The 15,160-nt window shown below is 42.5% G+C and carries 14 protein-coding genes, 1 riboswitch and 1 other annotated feature; of the genes, 10 read left to right on the top strand and 4 right to left on the bottom strand.

Annotated features, from left to right (window positions below):
* Positions 1-5 precede the first annotated feature (5 nt).
* A complete protein-coding gene (locus N5909_RS06725; protein WP_033681438.1) occupies positions 6-914 on the top strand; it encodes a type II restriction endonuclease in 909 nt (302 codons plus the stop codon).
* Positions 915-958: 44 nt separating this feature from the next.
* On the opposite strand, the gene N5909_RS06720 is transcribed toward N5909_RS06725, so the two are convergent.
* From N5909_RS06720 to N5909_RS06705, 4 genes are all read right to left on the bottom strand, one after another.
* Positions 959-2,221 (bottom strand): nucleobase:cation symporter-2 family protein, encoded by a 1,263-nt coding sequence (locus N5909_RS06720; protein WP_033681439.1) that lies wholly within the window; start codon positions 2,219-2,221, stop codon positions 959-961.
* Complete coding sequence (locus N5909_RS06715; protein ID WP_004262179.1) at positions 2,221-2,802, bottom strand: xanthine phosphoribosyltransferase; 582 nt, start codon at positions 2,800-2,802, stop codon at positions 2,221-2,223. The genes N5909_RS06720 and N5909_RS06715 overlap by 1 nt, the downstream gene beginning before the upstream one ends.
* A 128-nt stretch (positions 2,803-2,930) precedes the next feature.
* Positions 2,931-3,026: riboswitch (purine riboswitch) on the bottom strand.
* Positions 3,027-3,258: 232 nt separating this feature from the next.
* Positions 3,259-3,645: a bleomycin resistance protein gene (locus tag N5909_RS06710; protein WP_033681440.1), complete on the bottom strand. Its 387-nt coding sequence runs from the start codon at positions 3,643-3,645 to the stop codon at positions 3,259-3,261.
* Positions 3,646-3,656: 11 nt separating this feature from the next.
* Positions 3,657-4,484 carry an exodeoxyribonuclease III gene (locus N5909_RS06705; RefSeq protein ID WP_033681441.1) on the bottom strand — a complete coding sequence of 276 codons (828 nt, stop codon included), beginning with the start codon at positions 4,482-4,484 and terminating at the stop codon, positions 3,657-3,659.
* 133 nt (positions 4,485-4,617) lie between these two features.
* On the opposite strand from N5909_RS06705, the gene N5909_RS06700 reads away from it, so the two are divergent.
* From N5909_RS06700 to N5909_RS06660, 9 genes are all read left to right on the top strand, one after another.
* Positions 4,618-5,073: a DUF3290 family protein gene (locus N5909_RS06700; protein WP_000675328.1), complete on the top strand. Its 456-nt coding sequence runs from the start codon at positions 4,618-4,620 to the stop codon at positions 5,071-5,073.
* On the top strand, positions 5,070-5,705 hold the full coding sequence (locus N5909_RS06695; protein ID WP_000174447.1) for a DUF421 domain-containing protein: 636 nt from the start codon (positions 5,070-5,072) through the stop codon (positions 5,703-5,705). The genes N5909_RS06700 and N5909_RS06695 overlap by 4 nt, the downstream gene beginning before the upstream one ends.
* A gap of 54 nt (positions 5,706-5,759) precedes the next feature.
* Positions 5,760-7,505 carry an ABC transporter ATP-binding protein gene (locus N5909_RS06690; RefSeq protein ID WP_033681442.1) on the top strand — a complete coding sequence of 582 codons (1,746 nt, stop codon included), beginning with the start codon at positions 5,760-5,762 and terminating at the stop codon, positions 7,503-7,505.
* Entirely contained in the window at positions 7,495-9,237 is a 1,743-nt protein-coding gene (locus tag N5909_RS06685; RefSeq protein WP_033681443.1) for an ABC transporter ATP-binding protein, read from the top strand. Before N5909_RS06690 ends, N5909_RS06685 begins: the two co-directional genes overlap by 11 nt.
* 130 nt (positions 9,238-9,367) lie before the next feature.
* Positions 9,368-10,060: a sugar transferase gene (locus N5909_RS06680; protein WP_033681444.1), complete on the top strand. Its 693-nt coding sequence runs from the start codon at positions 9,368-9,370 to the stop codon at positions 10,058-10,060.
* A 42-nt stretch (positions 10,061-10,102) separates the two neighbouring features.
* Positions 10,103-11,332 (top strand): DegT/DnrJ/EryC1/StrS family aminotransferase, encoded by a 1,230-nt coding sequence (locus N5909_RS06675; protein WP_033681445.1) that lies wholly within the window; start codon positions 10,103-10,105, stop codon positions 11,330-11,332.
* A 34-nt stretch (positions 11,333-11,366) separates the two neighbouring features.
* Positions 11,367-11,597, top strand: a binding site (T-box leader).
* A 162-nt stretch (positions 11,598-11,759) separates the two neighbouring features.
* Complete coding sequence (trpB, locus tag N5909_RS06670) at positions 11,760-12,938, top strand: tryptophan synthase subunit beta (RefSeq protein WP_033681446.1); 1,179 nt, start codon at positions 11,760-11,762, stop codon at positions 12,936-12,938.
* 294 nt (positions 12,939-13,232) lie between these two features.
* On the top strand, positions 13,233-14,594 hold the full coding sequence (trpE, locus tag N5909_RS06665; RefSeq protein ID WP_271631020.1) for an anthranilate synthase component I: 1,362 nt from the start codon (positions 13,233-13,235) through the stop codon (positions 14,592-14,594).
* Positions 14,591-15,157 carry an aminodeoxychorismate/anthranilate synthase component II gene (locus N5909_RS06660; RefSeq protein WP_061590416.1) on the top strand — a complete coding sequence of 189 codons (567 nt, stop codon included), beginning with the start codon at positions 14,591-14,593 and terminating at the stop codon, positions 15,155-15,157. The genes trpE and N5909_RS06660 overlap by 4 nt, the downstream gene beginning before the upstream one ends.
* Positions 15,158-15,160 lie beyond the last annotated feature (3 nt).

Below are 15,160 nucleotides of genomic sequence, written 5' to 3'. Positions count from 1 at the left end.
ATCTTATGAATCTATTAAATTATCATAAATTACCGTCAGAAGAGCGCTTGGGAAAATTTCTTTCTACGCTTTCAATTACCAACAGAACTCCTGAGTATTATGTAAATTGGGAGAAAGTTGATCGTGAGACAAAGAAGTATGAACTAGAGTTGAATACTTTAAACTACTTAATTGGTAAAGATGATATCTATTCAGAAGCATTACACTTATTCACTAAACAACCCGATTTATTAAAAGCAATTCCTAGCTTGATTGCAAGTCGTGATAAAGTTTTAGATATTCTAACAATAGATGAAAACGACAATATGTATTTTGAGCAAATGGATTTCAAAACGATAGACATTAGTAGAATAGATGATTACATGAAATTTATTGAGCAATCTGGTTTATTAAAATTTTTACAACAACATGCTAATCGTTCATTAGTTGATTATGTTTATGGAGTAGAGACTGGATTAGATAGCAATGCACGAAAAAACCGAAGTGGGACAACCATGGAAGGTATTTTAGAGAGACATGTAGCAAAAATTTCTCAGGAACAAAAATTGGAATGGAAATCTCAAGCTACAGCTCAATTTATTAAAGATAATTGGGGGATTAGAGTACCTGTTGATAAGTCTGAGAGAAGATTTGATGTTGCAGTTTATTCCCGAGAAAAACATAAAGTTTGGCTGATTGAAACGAATTATTATGGTGGCGGAGGAAGTAAATTAAAAGCGGTTGCTGGAGAGTTTACTGAACTCAGTCAATTTGTTATTACTTCAGATGACAATGTTGAATTTGTTTGGGTTACTGATGGTCAAGGATGGAAAACAGCACACTTACCACTAGCAGAAGCATTTAGTCACATTACGAATGTATTCAATTTAGAAATGTTAAGAGAAGAATTTTTAGCTGATTTATTTTTACAATAATTGTTCATTAGCTATAAACAAAAAGAGGTTCGCACCTCTTTTTCTTATTTCTTTTTATGATTTAATATGGCATTGAGGACAATGGCGAGTAGGCTGGCTACGACGATTCCGTTTGAGAAGAACATTTGGAAGGCTGTCGGCATGCTGACAAAGAGATTACTGTTGTTGAGTCCGACACCTGCAGCGATTGATACAGCTGCGATAAGAAAGTTGTGTTCATTGTTAGCAAAGTCAACACGGGCGAGAATTTGCATCCCTTGAATGGATACAAAACCAAACATCACTAGCATAGCACCACCGAGGACAGGGCTCGGAATGATTTGGGCAAGGGCACCAAACTTAGGAAGGAGTCCAAGGAGAACCAGGAAACCAGCTGCGTAATAGATTGGCAGGCGAGTCTTAATACCTGATAATTTAACCAAACCAACGTTTTGTGAAAATCCTGTGTAAGGGAAGGTATTAAAGATTCCTCCGAGAAGCACAGCTAAACCTTCTGCGCGGTAACCGTTGCGCAGGCGCGTGCTGTCGATTGGATCTTTTGTGATATCAGACAAGGCTAGGTAAACACCAGTAGACTCAACCATAGAAACCGTTGCGATGATACACATCATGACAATAGATGAGATTTCAAAGGTTGGCATCCCAAAGTAGAGTGGAGTTGGGACATGGACAAGTGGTGCTGCCGCAACAGGAGAGAAATCAACCAAGCCCATGGTAGCAGCAATGGCAGTTCCAACAACCAAACCAATCAAAATAGAGATAGACTTGATAAATCCTTTAGTAAAGATGTTGATCAAGAGGATAATCAGAACAGTAATAGCTGCAAGCAAGAGACTTTGACCAGTTGGCTCAGGAACGTTATTTCCCATATTTCCAATAGCGACAGGGATCAAGGTTAAACCAATCGTGGTAATTACAGAACCTGTTACGATAGATGGGAAGAGATTGGCCACTTTTGAGAAGATGCCTGAAACAAGAACCACGTAAATCCCTGATGCGATAAGGGCACCAAACATAGCGCCACTACCATGGCTTTGTCCAATCATAATTAAGGGAGCGACCGACTGAAAGGCGACTCCAAGAACGACTGGGAGTCCAATACCGAAGTATTTGTTGAGTTGGAGTTGGAGGAAGGTTGCCACACCACACATGAAGATATCTGTAGAAATCAGGTAGGTCAGCTGCTCAGCCGAATAGCCAAGGGCTGTCGCAATCATGATGGGAACTAGGATGGATCCTGAGTACATGGCTAGTAAGTGCTGCAAGCCAAGAACGGCTGCTTGCGAATGTTTTTCTTGAGTTTGCATTAGAGATCTGCCTCCTTAAAAATAACTTGACCATTTTCAAAACGATCCAAACGAGCGAGTGATAGGACAGGATAGCCTGCTTTTTCAAGCAAATCACGGCCATCTTGGAAAGATTTTTCAATCACAATACCGATAGCTTCGACTGTTGCTCCAGCCTGTTCGATGATTTGAATCAAGCCTTTAGCGGCTTGGCCATTAGCAAGGAAATCGTCGATAATCAAGACCTTGTCCTCTGGTGAGAGGAATTTTCCAGCAATGGAAACGGTGCTGGTTACTTGCTTGGTAAAGGAGTAGACTTCTGCAGTTAAGATTCCTTCGTTCATAGTGATGTTCTTAGCTTTTTTGGCGAAAATCATAGGGACATTTAAGGCTTCAGCTGTAAAAACAGCTGGGGCAATACCCGACGCTTCAATGGTTACGACTTTGGTAATGCCAGCAGAAGCAAATTTTTCCGCAAAAACCTTACCAATTTCTCGCATCAGGCTAAAGTCAACTTGGTGGGTTAAAAAGGAATCCACCTTGAGAATGTTATCACCCAAGATATGCCCATCCTTGAGGATGCGCTCTTCTAATAATTTCATAAGACCTCCTAAAGTCTAAAAGCCAATCCATTTTCTTGTTTCAGATTTCTACCCAGTAAAACGGATAGAAAAAGGACCTACTTAATCTCTAAGTAAGTCCCCAAAATAGGCATGGCAAAAACGACCATACCTCACTCTGACTTACTTATTGTTAGGTGTTCCGGCACCTTGTAGAAACGTCGTGCCAATTCACGACATAAACAAGTAAAACGATATTCAATTTAACATAGGCTTGTGCCAATGTTTTTATTTTACACTAAATAGCTTTAAAAATCAAATGTTTTGTTAGTATTTTGATTAAAAAACGAACATATATAATAAAAATGGGTAAAAAATCAGTTATTGGCTAACATTTAGAAGATTTTTCCATCATAAAAGGCATATTATCAAGATTTTTCAAGACTTGACAATATGCCTTTTTCTAACTTTAAAGACTTTTTCCCTATCTTTATTATTCTACTCGCTAAATCTTAAAAAATAGCCATCTGGATCCAAAACTGCAAATTCATGGGGATATATAAAGCTATCTCCTACTCGAAATTCTCTTTTTGTCAGGGGACGATGGATAGGATAGTCAGCTTCCAGCAGTTTTTGGTGGAGCTGAGGAGCATCTGCAATGCCAAAGGAAATATTGACACCGCGCCCGAAAGGATAGGTTAGTTGGGCTAATTCTTCTGCGCTGCCTTCTTCTAGCATAAGTTGGCAGTCTTCAAGCGAGAGGAAGAGAAATTTCTCCTCTGGACGCTCGTATTCGACAGAGAATCCTAGCAGGTTGCAGTAGAAGTGGCGTGATTTTTCGATGTCAGATACTACAAATTCAGGAATGACAGCTTGATAGTCCATTCGTTTTCTCCTTAGAGTTCAATCTCCATGACAATGGGTGTGTGGTCTTGGCGAGCACCAGAATCAATCATGTCAGACTTGATCACCTTGTCAGCGATGCGGTTACTTGTGAGCCAGTAGTCGATTCTCCAGCCTGTATTGTTGATTTTAGAAGTCTTGCTGCGTTGTGCCCACCAAGTGTAGCGTTCTGGAACGTCACCGTGAATGTGGCGGAAGGTGTCCGTAAATCCAGTTGCCAAGAGGTTGGTAAATCCAGCACGTTCCTCGTCGGTAAATCCTGGTGAACGGCGGTTACTAGCAGGATTTGCAAGGTCGATTTCATTGTGGGCTACGTTGTAGTCACCGGTCGCAAGGACTGGCTTTTCTTTGTCTAGTTCAGCCAAGTACTCCGCATATTTGACATCCCAGACTTGGCGTTCTTCCAAGCGTTTGAGTCCATCGCCAGCATTTGGTGTGTAAACTTGGGTTACGAAAAATTCATCAAATTCTAGAGTAATGATACGGCCTTCCAAGTCCATGGTAGAAGGGGCACCGATTTCTGGAAAAGTGACAGTGGGTGTGAGTTCTTTCTTATAAAGGAACATGGTTCCGGCATAGCCTTTACGGGCAGGCTCTTGGGAAGAGCGCCAGGTGTTTTCGTAGCCTGGAAAGAGTTCTTCTAAAATTTCCAGATGTTTCTTTGTAGGCCCCTTGGCAGAAAGCTTTGTTTCTTGGATAGCGATAATATCAGCATTTTCAGCGACCAAGGTTTGTAGGACTTCTTGGGACAATTTGGCACGAGCTGAGTCACTAGTTAGGGCAGCGTTTAGGGAATCAATATTCCATGAGATGAGTTTCATAAAATTACCTTTTTCATTCAGATTATAGATTTTATTATACCAAAAAAAGGTCTATTTCCCCAACGTATGGCTTGAAAAATCACTCTCTTTCGTTTATAATGAAGAATGATTTTATGAAAGGGAGTGAAAATAAATGAAATTTTACTCATATGACTATGTACTTAGCCAAATCAGTCAGCAAAATGGCATCATGATTGGCTTTGGGATTGTGCTCCTAGCTATCACAGGATTTTTTGCTTTTAAGGCTTATCGTGATAAAAAGGGAACTAAGTTTCGTGAATTGGTCATGATTTTGGCCTTGACTTTGGTAGCCATGCTTTTGGTAACAATCTCAAAATACCAGACCAATCAAGCCTCTAACAATCAATTTCAAACTTCCCTTCATTTCATAGAGGTCATTTCTAAAGACTTGGGAGTGGATAAATCAGAAGTTTATGTCAATACTTCAGCTGCCACTGATGGAGCACTTATCAAGGTAGGTTCAAATTTCTATCGTGCCATGAACGGGAGCCAACCAGACAAGTATCTTTTAGAGAAATTAGAATTGCATCAAACAGACGCTATTGAATTGGTGGAGGTAAACAAATGACACTCAACTACATGGAAATTTTAATCAAACTGGCCTTGGGTCTTTTCTCGCTTGTTTTTGTTATCAATGTGACAGGAAAGGGGAATCTAGCACCTAACTCTGCTACAGACCAAATTCAGAACTATGTTCTCGGTGGTATCATTGGTGGGGTGATTTACAATAGTTCTATCAGTATTCTCCAGTATGCAGTGATTTTGATGATGTGGACGATTTTGGTCTTGACCCTCAAATGGCTCAATAACAATGTTCGTTTTGTCAAACGCTTGATTGATGGTAAACCGACTCTGCTCATCAAAAATGGGCAGATTGACCCAGAAGCCTGTCGTTCAGTTGGTTTGTCTGCGGCAGATGTTGCTCTCAAACTTCGTAGCCAAGGAATTTTCCAGATGAAGCAAGTTAAACGAGCTGTGCAAGAGCAAAATGGCCAACTCATCGTGGTCCAAATGGGAGATGAAAATCCTAAGTATCCAGTTGTGACTGACGGTGTGATCCAAGTAGATGTTTTGGAATCGATTGGTCGTAGCGAAGAGTGGTTGCTTGATAACCTCAACAAGCAAGGACATGACAATGTAGCTAATATCTTTATCGCTGAGTATGACAAGGGTGCCGTTACAGTCGTAACCTATGAATAAGAAAAACCTGGGGTCTTGGCCTCAGGTTTCTATTTGCAATCAGAAAGGGATTTTATGTCCATTATTCAAAAACTTTGGTGGTTTTTCAAGTTAGAAAAACGCCGTTATCTAGTCGGAATTGTGGCCCTGGTCTTGGTTTCCGTCCTCAATCTCATTCCACCTATGGTTATGGGGCGGGTCATTGATGCTATTACGTCGGGACAATTAACCCAGCAGGACCTCCTTCTTGACTTATTTTATTTGCTGCTTGCGGCCTTTGGGATGTACTACCTGCGCTATGTTTGGCGTATGTATATCCTTGGAACTTCCTACCGTTTGGGGCAGATTATGCGGTCTCGCTTGTTTGAGCATTTCACAAAAATGTCTCCAGCCTTTTATCAGACCTATCGGACGGGGGACCTGATGGCGCACGCAACCAATGATATCAATGCCTTAACCCGTCTCGCAGGGGGAGGGGTTATGTCAGCGGTGGATGCCTCAATCACAGCTTTAGTGACCTTGTTGACCATGCTCTTTAGCATTTCGTGGCAAATGACCCTAGTTGCCATTTTACCCTTACCTTTCATGGCTTATGCCACCAGTCGTCTAGGGAGAAAGACCCACAAGGCCTTTGGCGAATCCCAAGCTGCCTTTTCCGAACTCAATAACAAGGTGCAGGAGTCCGTATCAGGTATCAAAGTGACCAAGTCTTTCGGATATCAGGCGGACGAGTTGAAGTCCTTTCAGGTAGTCAATGAATTGACCTTTCAAAAGAACCTCCAAACCATGAAATACGATAGTCTCTTTGACCCCATGGTTCTCTTGTTTGTTGGTTCATCCTATGTCTTAACGCTCTTGGTTGGTTCCTTGATGGTTCAGGAAGGGCAGATTACAGTTGGGAATCTAGTTACCTTTATAAGCTATTTGGATATGCTGGTCTGGCCTCTTATGGCCATTGGCTTCCTCTTTAATATCACTCAGAGAGGGAAGGTTTCCTACCAGCGGATTGAGGAACTTTTGTCTCAGGAATCACCTGTACAAGACCCTGAATTTCCTTTAGATGGCATTGAAAATGGGAGATTGGAGTACAATATTGATAGTTTTGCCTTTGAAGATGATAAAACATTGACGGATATTCACTTTAGTTTGGAAAAAGGGCAAACGTTGGGCTTGGTTGGGCAAACAGGCTCTGGGAAAACATCCTTGATCAAACTTCTATTACGTGAATACGATGTGGACAAGGGAGCCATTTATCTAAATGGTCACGATATTCGGGACTATCGTCTGACAGACCTTCGTAGTCTTATGGGCTATGTTCCTCAGGACCAGTTTCTCTTTGCGACCTCTATCTTAGACAATATTCGCTTTGGAAATCCTAACTTACCACTTTCAGCAGTCGAGGAAGCGACGAAGTTAGCCCAAGTTTACCAAGACATTGTAGACATGCCTCAAGGATTTGATACGTTGATTGGTGAAAAGGGAGTCAGTCTTTCTGGAGGTCAAAAGCAGCGTCTGGCGATGAGTCGGGCTATGATTTTAAACCCTGATATCTTGATTTTGGATGATTCTTTGTCAGCTGTGGATGCCAAGACAGAATATGCGATTATCGACAATCTTAAGGAGACGCGAAAGGAAAAGACAACCATTATCACAGCTCATCGACTCAGTGCAGTTGTCCATGCAGATTTGATTTTAGTCCTGCAAAATGGACGGATTATCGAACGAGGCAGGCACGAAGACTTGCTAGCCTTGGATGGCTGGTATGCCCAAACCTACCAGTCTCAGCAGTTGGAAATGAAAGGAGAAGAAGATGCAGAATAAGAAAGAACAATGGGCTGTATTGAAGCGCTTGATGTCCTATCTCAAGCCCTATGGACTCCTGACCTTTTTGGCACTAAGTTTTCTCCTAGCGACTACGGTCATTAAAAGTGTCATTCCCCTTGTGGCTTCCCACTTTATCGACCAGTATCTCAGCAATCTCAACCAACTTGCTGTGACCGTTTTGCTGGTCTATTATGGCCTTTATATCCTACAAACTATGGTACAGTATGTCGGTAATCTTCTCTTTGCACGGGTGTCCTACAGTATTGTTAGGGATATTCGTCGGGATGCCTTTGCCAATATGGAGAAATTGGGTATGTCTTATTTTGATAAAACACCAGCAGGTTCCATCGTCTCTCGTTTGACCAATGATACTGAGACCATCAGTGATATGTTTTCAGGGATTTTATCCAGCTTTATCTCTGCAGTTTTTATCTTTCTGACAACACTTTATACCATGTTGGTTCTGGATTTTCGTTTGACGGCTTTAGTCTTGCTCTTTCTCCCCTTGATTTTCCTTTTGGTCAATCTTTATCGGAAAAAATCCGTCAAGATTATTGAGAAAACCAGAAGTCTCTTGTCGGATATCAATAGTAAGCTGGCCGAAAACATCGAGGGAATCAGGATTATCCAGGCCTTTAATCAGGAGAAGCGCCTGCAAGCAGAATTTGATGAGATTAACCAAGAACACTTGGTCTATGCCAACCGTTCTGTAGCCTTGGATGCCCTCTTTTTGCGCCCTGCCATGAGTTTGCTGAAACTCCTAGGATATGCAGTTTTAATGGCCTATTTTGGCTACCGTGGACTTTATCTGGGAATAACAGCAGGGACTATGTATGCCTTTATCCAGTATATCAATCGCCTCTTTGATCCCTTGATTGAAGTAACGCAAAACTTCTCAACCCTTCAAACGTCTATGGTTTCTGCAGGCCGTGTCTTTGCCTTAATCGATGAGAGGACCTATGAGCCCCTTCAAGAAAATGGCCAAGCTGAGGTCAAAGAAGGCAATATCCGTTTTGAACATGTGTGTTTCTCATATGATGGCAAACACCCGATTCTGGATGATATTTCTTTTTCTGTTAACAAGGGGGAAACCATTGCCTTTGTAGGTCATACAGGTTCAGGGAAATCGTCTATTATCAATGTCCTCATGCGCTTTTATGAATTCCAGTCAGGCCGAGTTCTCTTGGATGATGTGGATATTAGGGACTACAGTCAGGAAGAACTGAGAAAAAACATCGGACTGGTCTTGCAGGATCCCTTCCTCTATCATGGGACCATTAAGTCCAATATCGCCATGTATCAAGAAATCAGTGATGAGCAGGTCCAGGCTGCAGCTGCTTTTGTCGATGCAAATTCCTTTATTCAAGAACTTCCTCAGGGTTATGATTCCCCTGTTTCCGAGCGTGGTTCGAGCTTCTCTACTGGGCAACGCCAGCTTCTTGCCTTTGCTAGAACAGTCGCCAGTCAACCTAAAATCTTGATTTTGGATGAAGCGACAGCTAATATTGACTCTGAAACAGAAAGTCTGGTTCAAGCTTCACTAGCTAAGATGAGACAGGGGCGGACAACCATTGCCATTGCCCACCGTCTTTCTACTATCCAAGACGCCAACTGTATCTATGTTTTGGATAAGGGGCGCATTATAGAGAGTGGCACTCATGAGGAACTCTTGGCTCTAGGAGGAACCTATTACAAGATGTATAGCTTGCAGGCAGGGGCCATGTCTTAATACTCTTTGATTTTCATTGAGTGTAAGAAGGAAATCATTCAAATTACAGATTTCTTTCACCGCCTTTTCCATTTTGTGGTATAATGAAAAATGTTGACAAATAGTATAATAAAAACAAAGGAGAAACAGCATGCTGAAATGGGAAGACTTGCCCGTGGAAATGAAATCAAGCGAGGTTGAGTCTTACTACCAGCTTGTCTCTAAAAGGAAGGGTTCGCTGATTTTCAAGCGTTGCTTGGACTGGGTTCTAGCCTTGGTCTTACTAGTTCTAACCTCTCCTATCTTTCTCATCTTGAGCATTTGGATCAAGTTGGATAGCAAGGGGCCAGTGATTTACAAGCAAGAGCGCGTGACCCAGTACAATCGACCTTTCAAGATTTGGAAGTTCCGTACCATGGTGACGGATGCAGACAAAAAAGGAAGTTTGGTGACTTCTGCTAATGATAGTCGCATTACCAAGGTTGGCAATTTTATCCGCCGTGTGCGTTTGGACGAACTGCCTCAACTGGTCAATGTTCTTAAAGGCGAAATGTCCTTTGTCGGTACACGACCTGAAGTGCCACGCTACACAGAGCAGTATAGCCCTGAAATGATGGCGACCTTGCTTTTGCCAGCAGGGATTACCTCTCCAGCCAGCATCAACTACAAGGATGAGGACACTATCATCAGTCAAATGACGGAGAAAGGTCTGTCGGTTGACCAAGCCTATGTCGAACACGTCCTTCCTGAAAAGATGCGCTATAACCTTTCTTATCTCCGAGAATTTAGTTTCCTTGGAGACATCAAAATCATGTTTCAAACCGTGTTTGAGGTACTAAAATAAAGTAGTCATGAGAGAATGAGTACAGATAAAAGGAGCAAATCAATGCCAAATTACAATATTCCATTTTCACCACCCGATATTACGGAAGCAGAAATTGCTGAAGTAGCGGATACCCTTCGTTCTGGCTGGATTACAACGGGTCCTAAGACAAAAGAACTGGAGCGTCGCTTGTCTCAATATACACAGACGCCTAAGACTGTCTGCTTAAACTCTGCGACTGCCGCTCTTGAGTTGATTTTGCGCGTCTTGGAAGTGGGACATGGTGATGAGGTTATCGTTCCAGCCATGACCTATACAGCTTCATGTAGTGTCATCACTCACGTAGGAGCGACCCCTGTCATGGTGGATATCCAAGCAGATACTTTTGAGATGGATTATGACCTGCTGGAGCAAGCCATTACTGAAAAAACTAAGGTGATTATTCCGGTTGAGCTTGCGGGGATTGTTTGCGACTATGACCGTTTGTTCCAAGTCGTGGAGAAGAAACGTGACCTCTTTACTGCATCAAGCAAGTGGCAAAAGGCCTTTAACCGTATTGTGATTGTGTCTGATAGTGCCCACGCTTTGGGATCTACTTATAAAGGGCAACCAGCTGGTTCTATCGCTGACTTCACATCCTTCTCATTCCATGCGGTTAAGAACTTTACAACGGCAGAAGGAGGAAGTGCCACTTGGAAAGCTAATCCAGCGATTGACGACGAAGAGATGTACAAGGAATTTCAAATCCTTTCCCTTCATGGTCAAACTAAGGATGCTCTTGCTAAGATGCAACTGGGCTCTTGGGAATACGATATCGTCACACCAGCCTACAAGTGCAATATGACTGATATCATGGCATCGCTTGGTTTGGTGCAATTAGACCGCTATCCAAGTTTGTTGCAACGTCGTAAGGACATTGTGAACCGCTATGATCGTGGTTTTGCAGGTTCTCGCATCCATCCTTTAGCACACAAGACTGAAACTGTCGAATCTTCACGTCACCTCTACATTACCCATGTAGAAGGAGCGAGCCTAGAAGAACGCAATCTTATCATCCAAGAATTAGCCAAAGCAGGAATTGCAAGTAACGTCCATTACAAACCGCTTCCTCTGCTAACAGCCTATAAGAATCTTGGTTTTGATATGGCGAACTATCCTAAGGCCTATGCCTTCTTTGAAAATGAAATTACCCTTCCTCTTCACACTAAATTAAGTGATGAAGAAGTGGACTATATCATTGAGACTTTCAAAACAGTTTCTGAAAAAGTGCTAACTTTATCAAAAAAATCGTAAAAAAGTCTTGACAAAGAAAAAACAAAGTATTAAAATAAGTTCAACAAATCAGAAAAGTAACTATTTTTGATCTTCAGGGAGCCTGTGGTGATTGTGAACAGGTGGTTGGAAGTAGTGAAAGTGGGCTGATTTTAAAAATGAATTTGAAACAATGAAAATTCGGTGTGCACACCTTACAGTGCAACTTGTTGTTAGACAAGGCAGAGATGTAAAGGGGATAGTCCCTTTATAATTGAGGTGGCACCGCGTTACTAACGCCCTCACACGGAAGTATATTCTGTGTGTGGGCTTTTTTCTATCCGTCATTTTGTTTATCTTTTATTAGGGCCTTAAGTCGCTTTGATGAACTTGAGTTCTATCTACAGCTCCTTGCCTACTACTAAAAGCAAACAAAAAGGCCGGATTAATATGGAAAGAGGAAATTTTTATGACAACTAAAGGTTATTTTGGACAATTTGGTGGTAGTTTCGTACCGGAGCCGATTCAGGCTTTGTTGGATGAGTTGGAAGTGACATTTGAAAAGTACAAGGATGATCCAGAATTTTTGGCAGAATTTCGACATTACTTAAAGGACTATTCAGGTCGCGAAACACCGCTCTATTTTGCGGAAAGTTTGACAGATCACTTAGGTGGTGCTAAGATTTATCTCAAACGTGAAGACCTTAACCACCTTGGTTCTCACAAGCTCAACAACGTTTTAGGACAAATTCTTCTTGCTAAACGCATGGGCAAAAAACGAGTAATCGCAGAGACAGGAGCTGGTCAGCACGGTGTTGCGACTGCAGCTGCTGCAGCTAAGTTTGGTATGGCTTGTGATGTCTACATGGGGGCAGAAGATGTGGAGCGTCAACGTCTCAATGTTTTCCGTATGGAGATGATGGGAGCAACTGTTCACGCAGTTGAAACGGGGACACGAACTCTTAAGGATGCGGTTGATGCAGCCTTTGGAGCATGGATGAATGACCTTGAAGCCTTCTACGTTTTAGGATCTGCTGTGGGTCCTCACCCATATCCAACCATTGTCCACGAGTTCCAAAAGGTCATCAGTGAAGAATCTCGCCGTCAAATCCTAGAAAAAGAAGGCCGTTTACCAGACTATGTTATTGCCTGTGTAGGTGGTGGCTCTAATGCCATCGGTGCTTTTTCTCAGTATGTGGTTGATGAAGAAGTTAAATTGGTTGGGGTCGAAGCTGCTGGTCATGGACTTGACACAGACAAGCACGCAGCTACTATGACAAAAGGTAGTATCGGAATTGTCGATGGAATGAAGACCTATGCAGTCTTTAAGGAAGACGGAGAGTTGGCTCCAGTTTACTCTATCTCAGCTGGTTTGGACTATCCAGGGGTTGGTCCAGAACATGCTTACTTTAAAGATTCAGGTCGCGTGGAATATGTGGCTGCGACAGACGAAGAAGCTGTTCAGGCTCTCCTCCTTCTCAGCAAGACAGAAGGGATTATCCCAGCGATTGAAAGTTCGCACGCTATCGCAGAAGCAGTTAAACGTGCACCGAAACTAAGTAAAGATGAGATTATCATCATCAACGTCTCTGGTCGTGGAGACAAGGACGTAGCTGCGATTGCAGACTACCTAGAAGCTAAAAAATAAAAGATGGAAAAATTACAGTCCTTTCTCTCACAGAGAGCTTGTGGTTGCTGGAAACAGGCAGAGAAAGCTGTAAGGTTGGGTCCATCTGAAACGAGAGAAGAAAACATAATTCTCAAGGGAGTGCCCTTTATCGCACAGCCTGTTACAGGAGCTTTCTGAGACAGGAATGAGAGATAGGAGAAATCCTATAATTGAGGTGGCACCGCGAATTTCGTCCTCACGCAAGTTATTTTGCGTGGGGATTTTTATATACAGTCGCCACCAACTAGAATTAGAACTGAAAGGGAAATTACAATGGAACGAATCATTCATGGAGATGTCTTATCACCAATCTTGGCTTATATGCGCCTAAAGGGGCAACACAAGGCTATCTTAGAGAGTATTCCGAGAGACAAGGAAACAGCTCGTTTTTCTATCCTAGCCTATAATCCAGTTTTTGAGATTAAGTTTGAAAATGGGGTCCTTTATCAAAATGGGCAAGTGATTGTTCGTGATCCCTTGGATTTCCTTTATGAAGTGACTCATAAGAGCCAACACCATTCAGACCTACCTTTTGGTGGAGGAGCCATTGGATTTGTGGGTTACGATATGATTTCGCTCTATGAAGAAATTGGTCAAATCCCTGAGGACACAATTGGGACGCCAGACATGCATTTCTTTGTCTATGAGAGTTACATGGTCTTCGACCACAAGAAGGAAAAAATCCATGTCATCGAGGATGCTCTTTATAGCGAGCGCAGTCAAGAAGACTTGGAAAAAGCCTTGAACCAAGTGCTTGAGGAATTACGCATTCCTGCAGCAAATGAATTTGAAGACTTGGATTTATCACCACTTGACTTCAACCCCCATATCGCTCCTCAGAAGTTTGAGGAAATGGTAGAAACAGCTCGTGACTTGATTCGAAATGGTGACATGTTCCAATGCGTACTCAGTCAGCGCTTCTCAGCAGAGATTACTGGAAATCCTTTTGACTTCTACAGAAATCTCCGCGTGACCAATCCATCTAATTACCTTTATTTCTATGATTTTGGTGATTATCAAATTATCGGTGCCAGTCCAGAAAGTTTAGTTTCAGTTAAAAATGGCATCGTGACAACCAATCCGATTGCAGGGACGAGACCAAGAGGAGCAACGGATGAAGAGGACAAGGCCTTAGCGACAGACCTGCTTTCGGATGAAAAGGAAACAGCAGAGCATCGAATGTTGGTAGACTTGGGTCGTAACGATATTGGTCGCATCTCTGAAACGGCAAGTGTCCAAGTTACCAAGTATATGGAAGTGGAGCTCTTCCGCTACGTCATGCATTTGACCAGTGTTGTCAAGGGGCGTTTGCTTCCAGAACTCACTGCCATGGATGCTTTAAAATCAACACTTCCTGCTGGAACAGTTTCAGGAGCACCAAAGATTCGAGCTATGAGACGGATCTATGAACTGGAAACGGAAAAACGCGGTGTATACGCAGGAGCAATCGGCTACTTGTCTGCGACGGGTGATATGGACTTCGCCATTGCCATCCGAACCATGATTCTCAAAAATCAAACAGCCTATGTGCAGGCTGGGGCAGGAATTGTCTATGACTCTATCGCCCAAAACGAATATCAAGAAACCATTAACAAAGCAAAATCTATGACTAGAATTGGAGAACTAAGACCATGATTTTATTGATTGACAACTATGATTCTTTTACCTATAACTTGGCCCAATACATTGGGAATTTTGCAGAAGTTCAGGTCTTGAGAAATGATGATCCTAAGCTGTATGAAGAAGCTGAAAAAGCAGATGGTCTGGTCTTTTCTCCAGGTCCTGGTTGGCCGGTTGATGCTGGAAAGATGGAAGATATGATTCGTGATTTTGCTGGCAAGAAACCGATTCTTGGAATTTGTTTGGGTCACCAGGCCATCGCAGAAGTCTTTGGTGGTAAGCTAGGATTGGCTCCAAAAGTCATGCATGGGAAACAGAGCAATATCAGCTTTGAAGCCCCATCTATTTTATATCAAGGCATCGAGGATGGCCGTGCGGTCATGCGTTACCACAGTATTTTGATTGAAGACATGCCAGAAGACTTTGAAGTGACAGCTCGTTCGACTGATGACCAAGCTATTATGGGAATTCAACACAAAACTCTTCCAATTTATGGCTTCCAGTACCATCCAGAGAGTATCGGAACGCCAGACGGCTTGTCTTCTATTCGGAATTTTATCGAGAAGGTTGTAAAGTGAGGA

The sequence above is a fragment of the Streptococcus gwangjuensis genome (genome assembly GCF_028156745.1).
GTDB lineage: Bacteria > Bacillota > Bacilli > Lactobacillales > Streptococcaceae > Streptococcus > Streptococcus gwangjuense_A.
Note: the sequence above shows the minus strand (reverse complement) of the source record. Positions and strands in the feature narration are given on the sequence as shown.

Bases quoted from the DNA above. Each gene is read 5' to 3' on its own strand.
- N5909_RS06725 (WP_033681438.1), top strand. From the start codon at position 6: ATGAATCTATTAAATTATCATAAATTACCGTCAGAAGAGCGCTTGGGA.
- N5909_RS06720 (WP_033681439.1), bottom strand. From the start codon at position 2,221: ATGCAAACTCAAGAAAAACATTCGCAAGCAGCCGTTCTTGGCTTGCAG.
- N5909_RS06715 (WP_004262179.1), bottom strand. From the start codon at position 2,802: ATGAAATTATTAGAAGAGCGCATCCTCAAGGATGGGCATATCTTGGGT.
- N5909_RS06710 (WP_033681440.1), bottom strand. From the start codon at position 3,645: ATGGACTATCAAGCTGTCATTCCTGAATTTGTAGTATCTGACATCGAA.
- N5909_RS06705 (WP_033681441.1), bottom strand. From the start codon at position 4,484: ATGAAACTCATCTCATGGAATATTGATTCCCTAAACGCTGCCCTAACT.
- N5909_RS06700 (WP_000675328.1), top strand. From the start codon at position 4,618: ATGAAATTTTACTCATATGACTATGTACTTAGCCAAATCAGTCAGCAA.
- N5909_RS06695 (WP_000174447.1), top strand. From the start codon at position 5,070: ATGACACTCAACTACATGGAAATTTTAATCAAACTGGCCTTGGGTCTT.
- N5909_RS06690 (WP_033681442.1), top strand. From the start codon at position 5,760: ATGTCCATTATTCAAAAACTTTGGTGGTTTTTCAAGTTAGAAAAACGC.
- N5909_RS06685 (WP_033681443.1), top strand. From the start codon at position 7,495: ATGCAGAATAAGAAAGAACAATGGGCTGTATTGAAGCGCTTGATGTCC.
- N5909_RS06680 (WP_033681444.1), top strand. From the start codon at position 9,368: ATGCTGAAATGGGAAGACTTGCCCGTGGAAATGAAATCAAGCGAGGTT.
- N5909_RS06675 (WP_033681445.1), top strand. From the start codon at position 10,103: ATGCCAAATTACAATATTCCATTTTCACCACCCGATATTACGGAAGCA.
- trpB (WP_033681446.1), top strand. From the start codon at position 11,760: ATGACAACTAAAGGTTATTTTGGACAATTTGGTGGTAGTTTCGTACCG.
- trpE (WP_271631020.1), top strand. From the start codon at position 13,233: ATGGAACGAATCATTCATGGAGATGTCTTATCACCAATCTTGGCTTAT.
- N5909_RS06660 (WP_061590416.1), top strand. From the start codon at position 14,591: ATGATTTTATTGATTGACAACTATGATTCTTTTACCTATAACTTGGCC.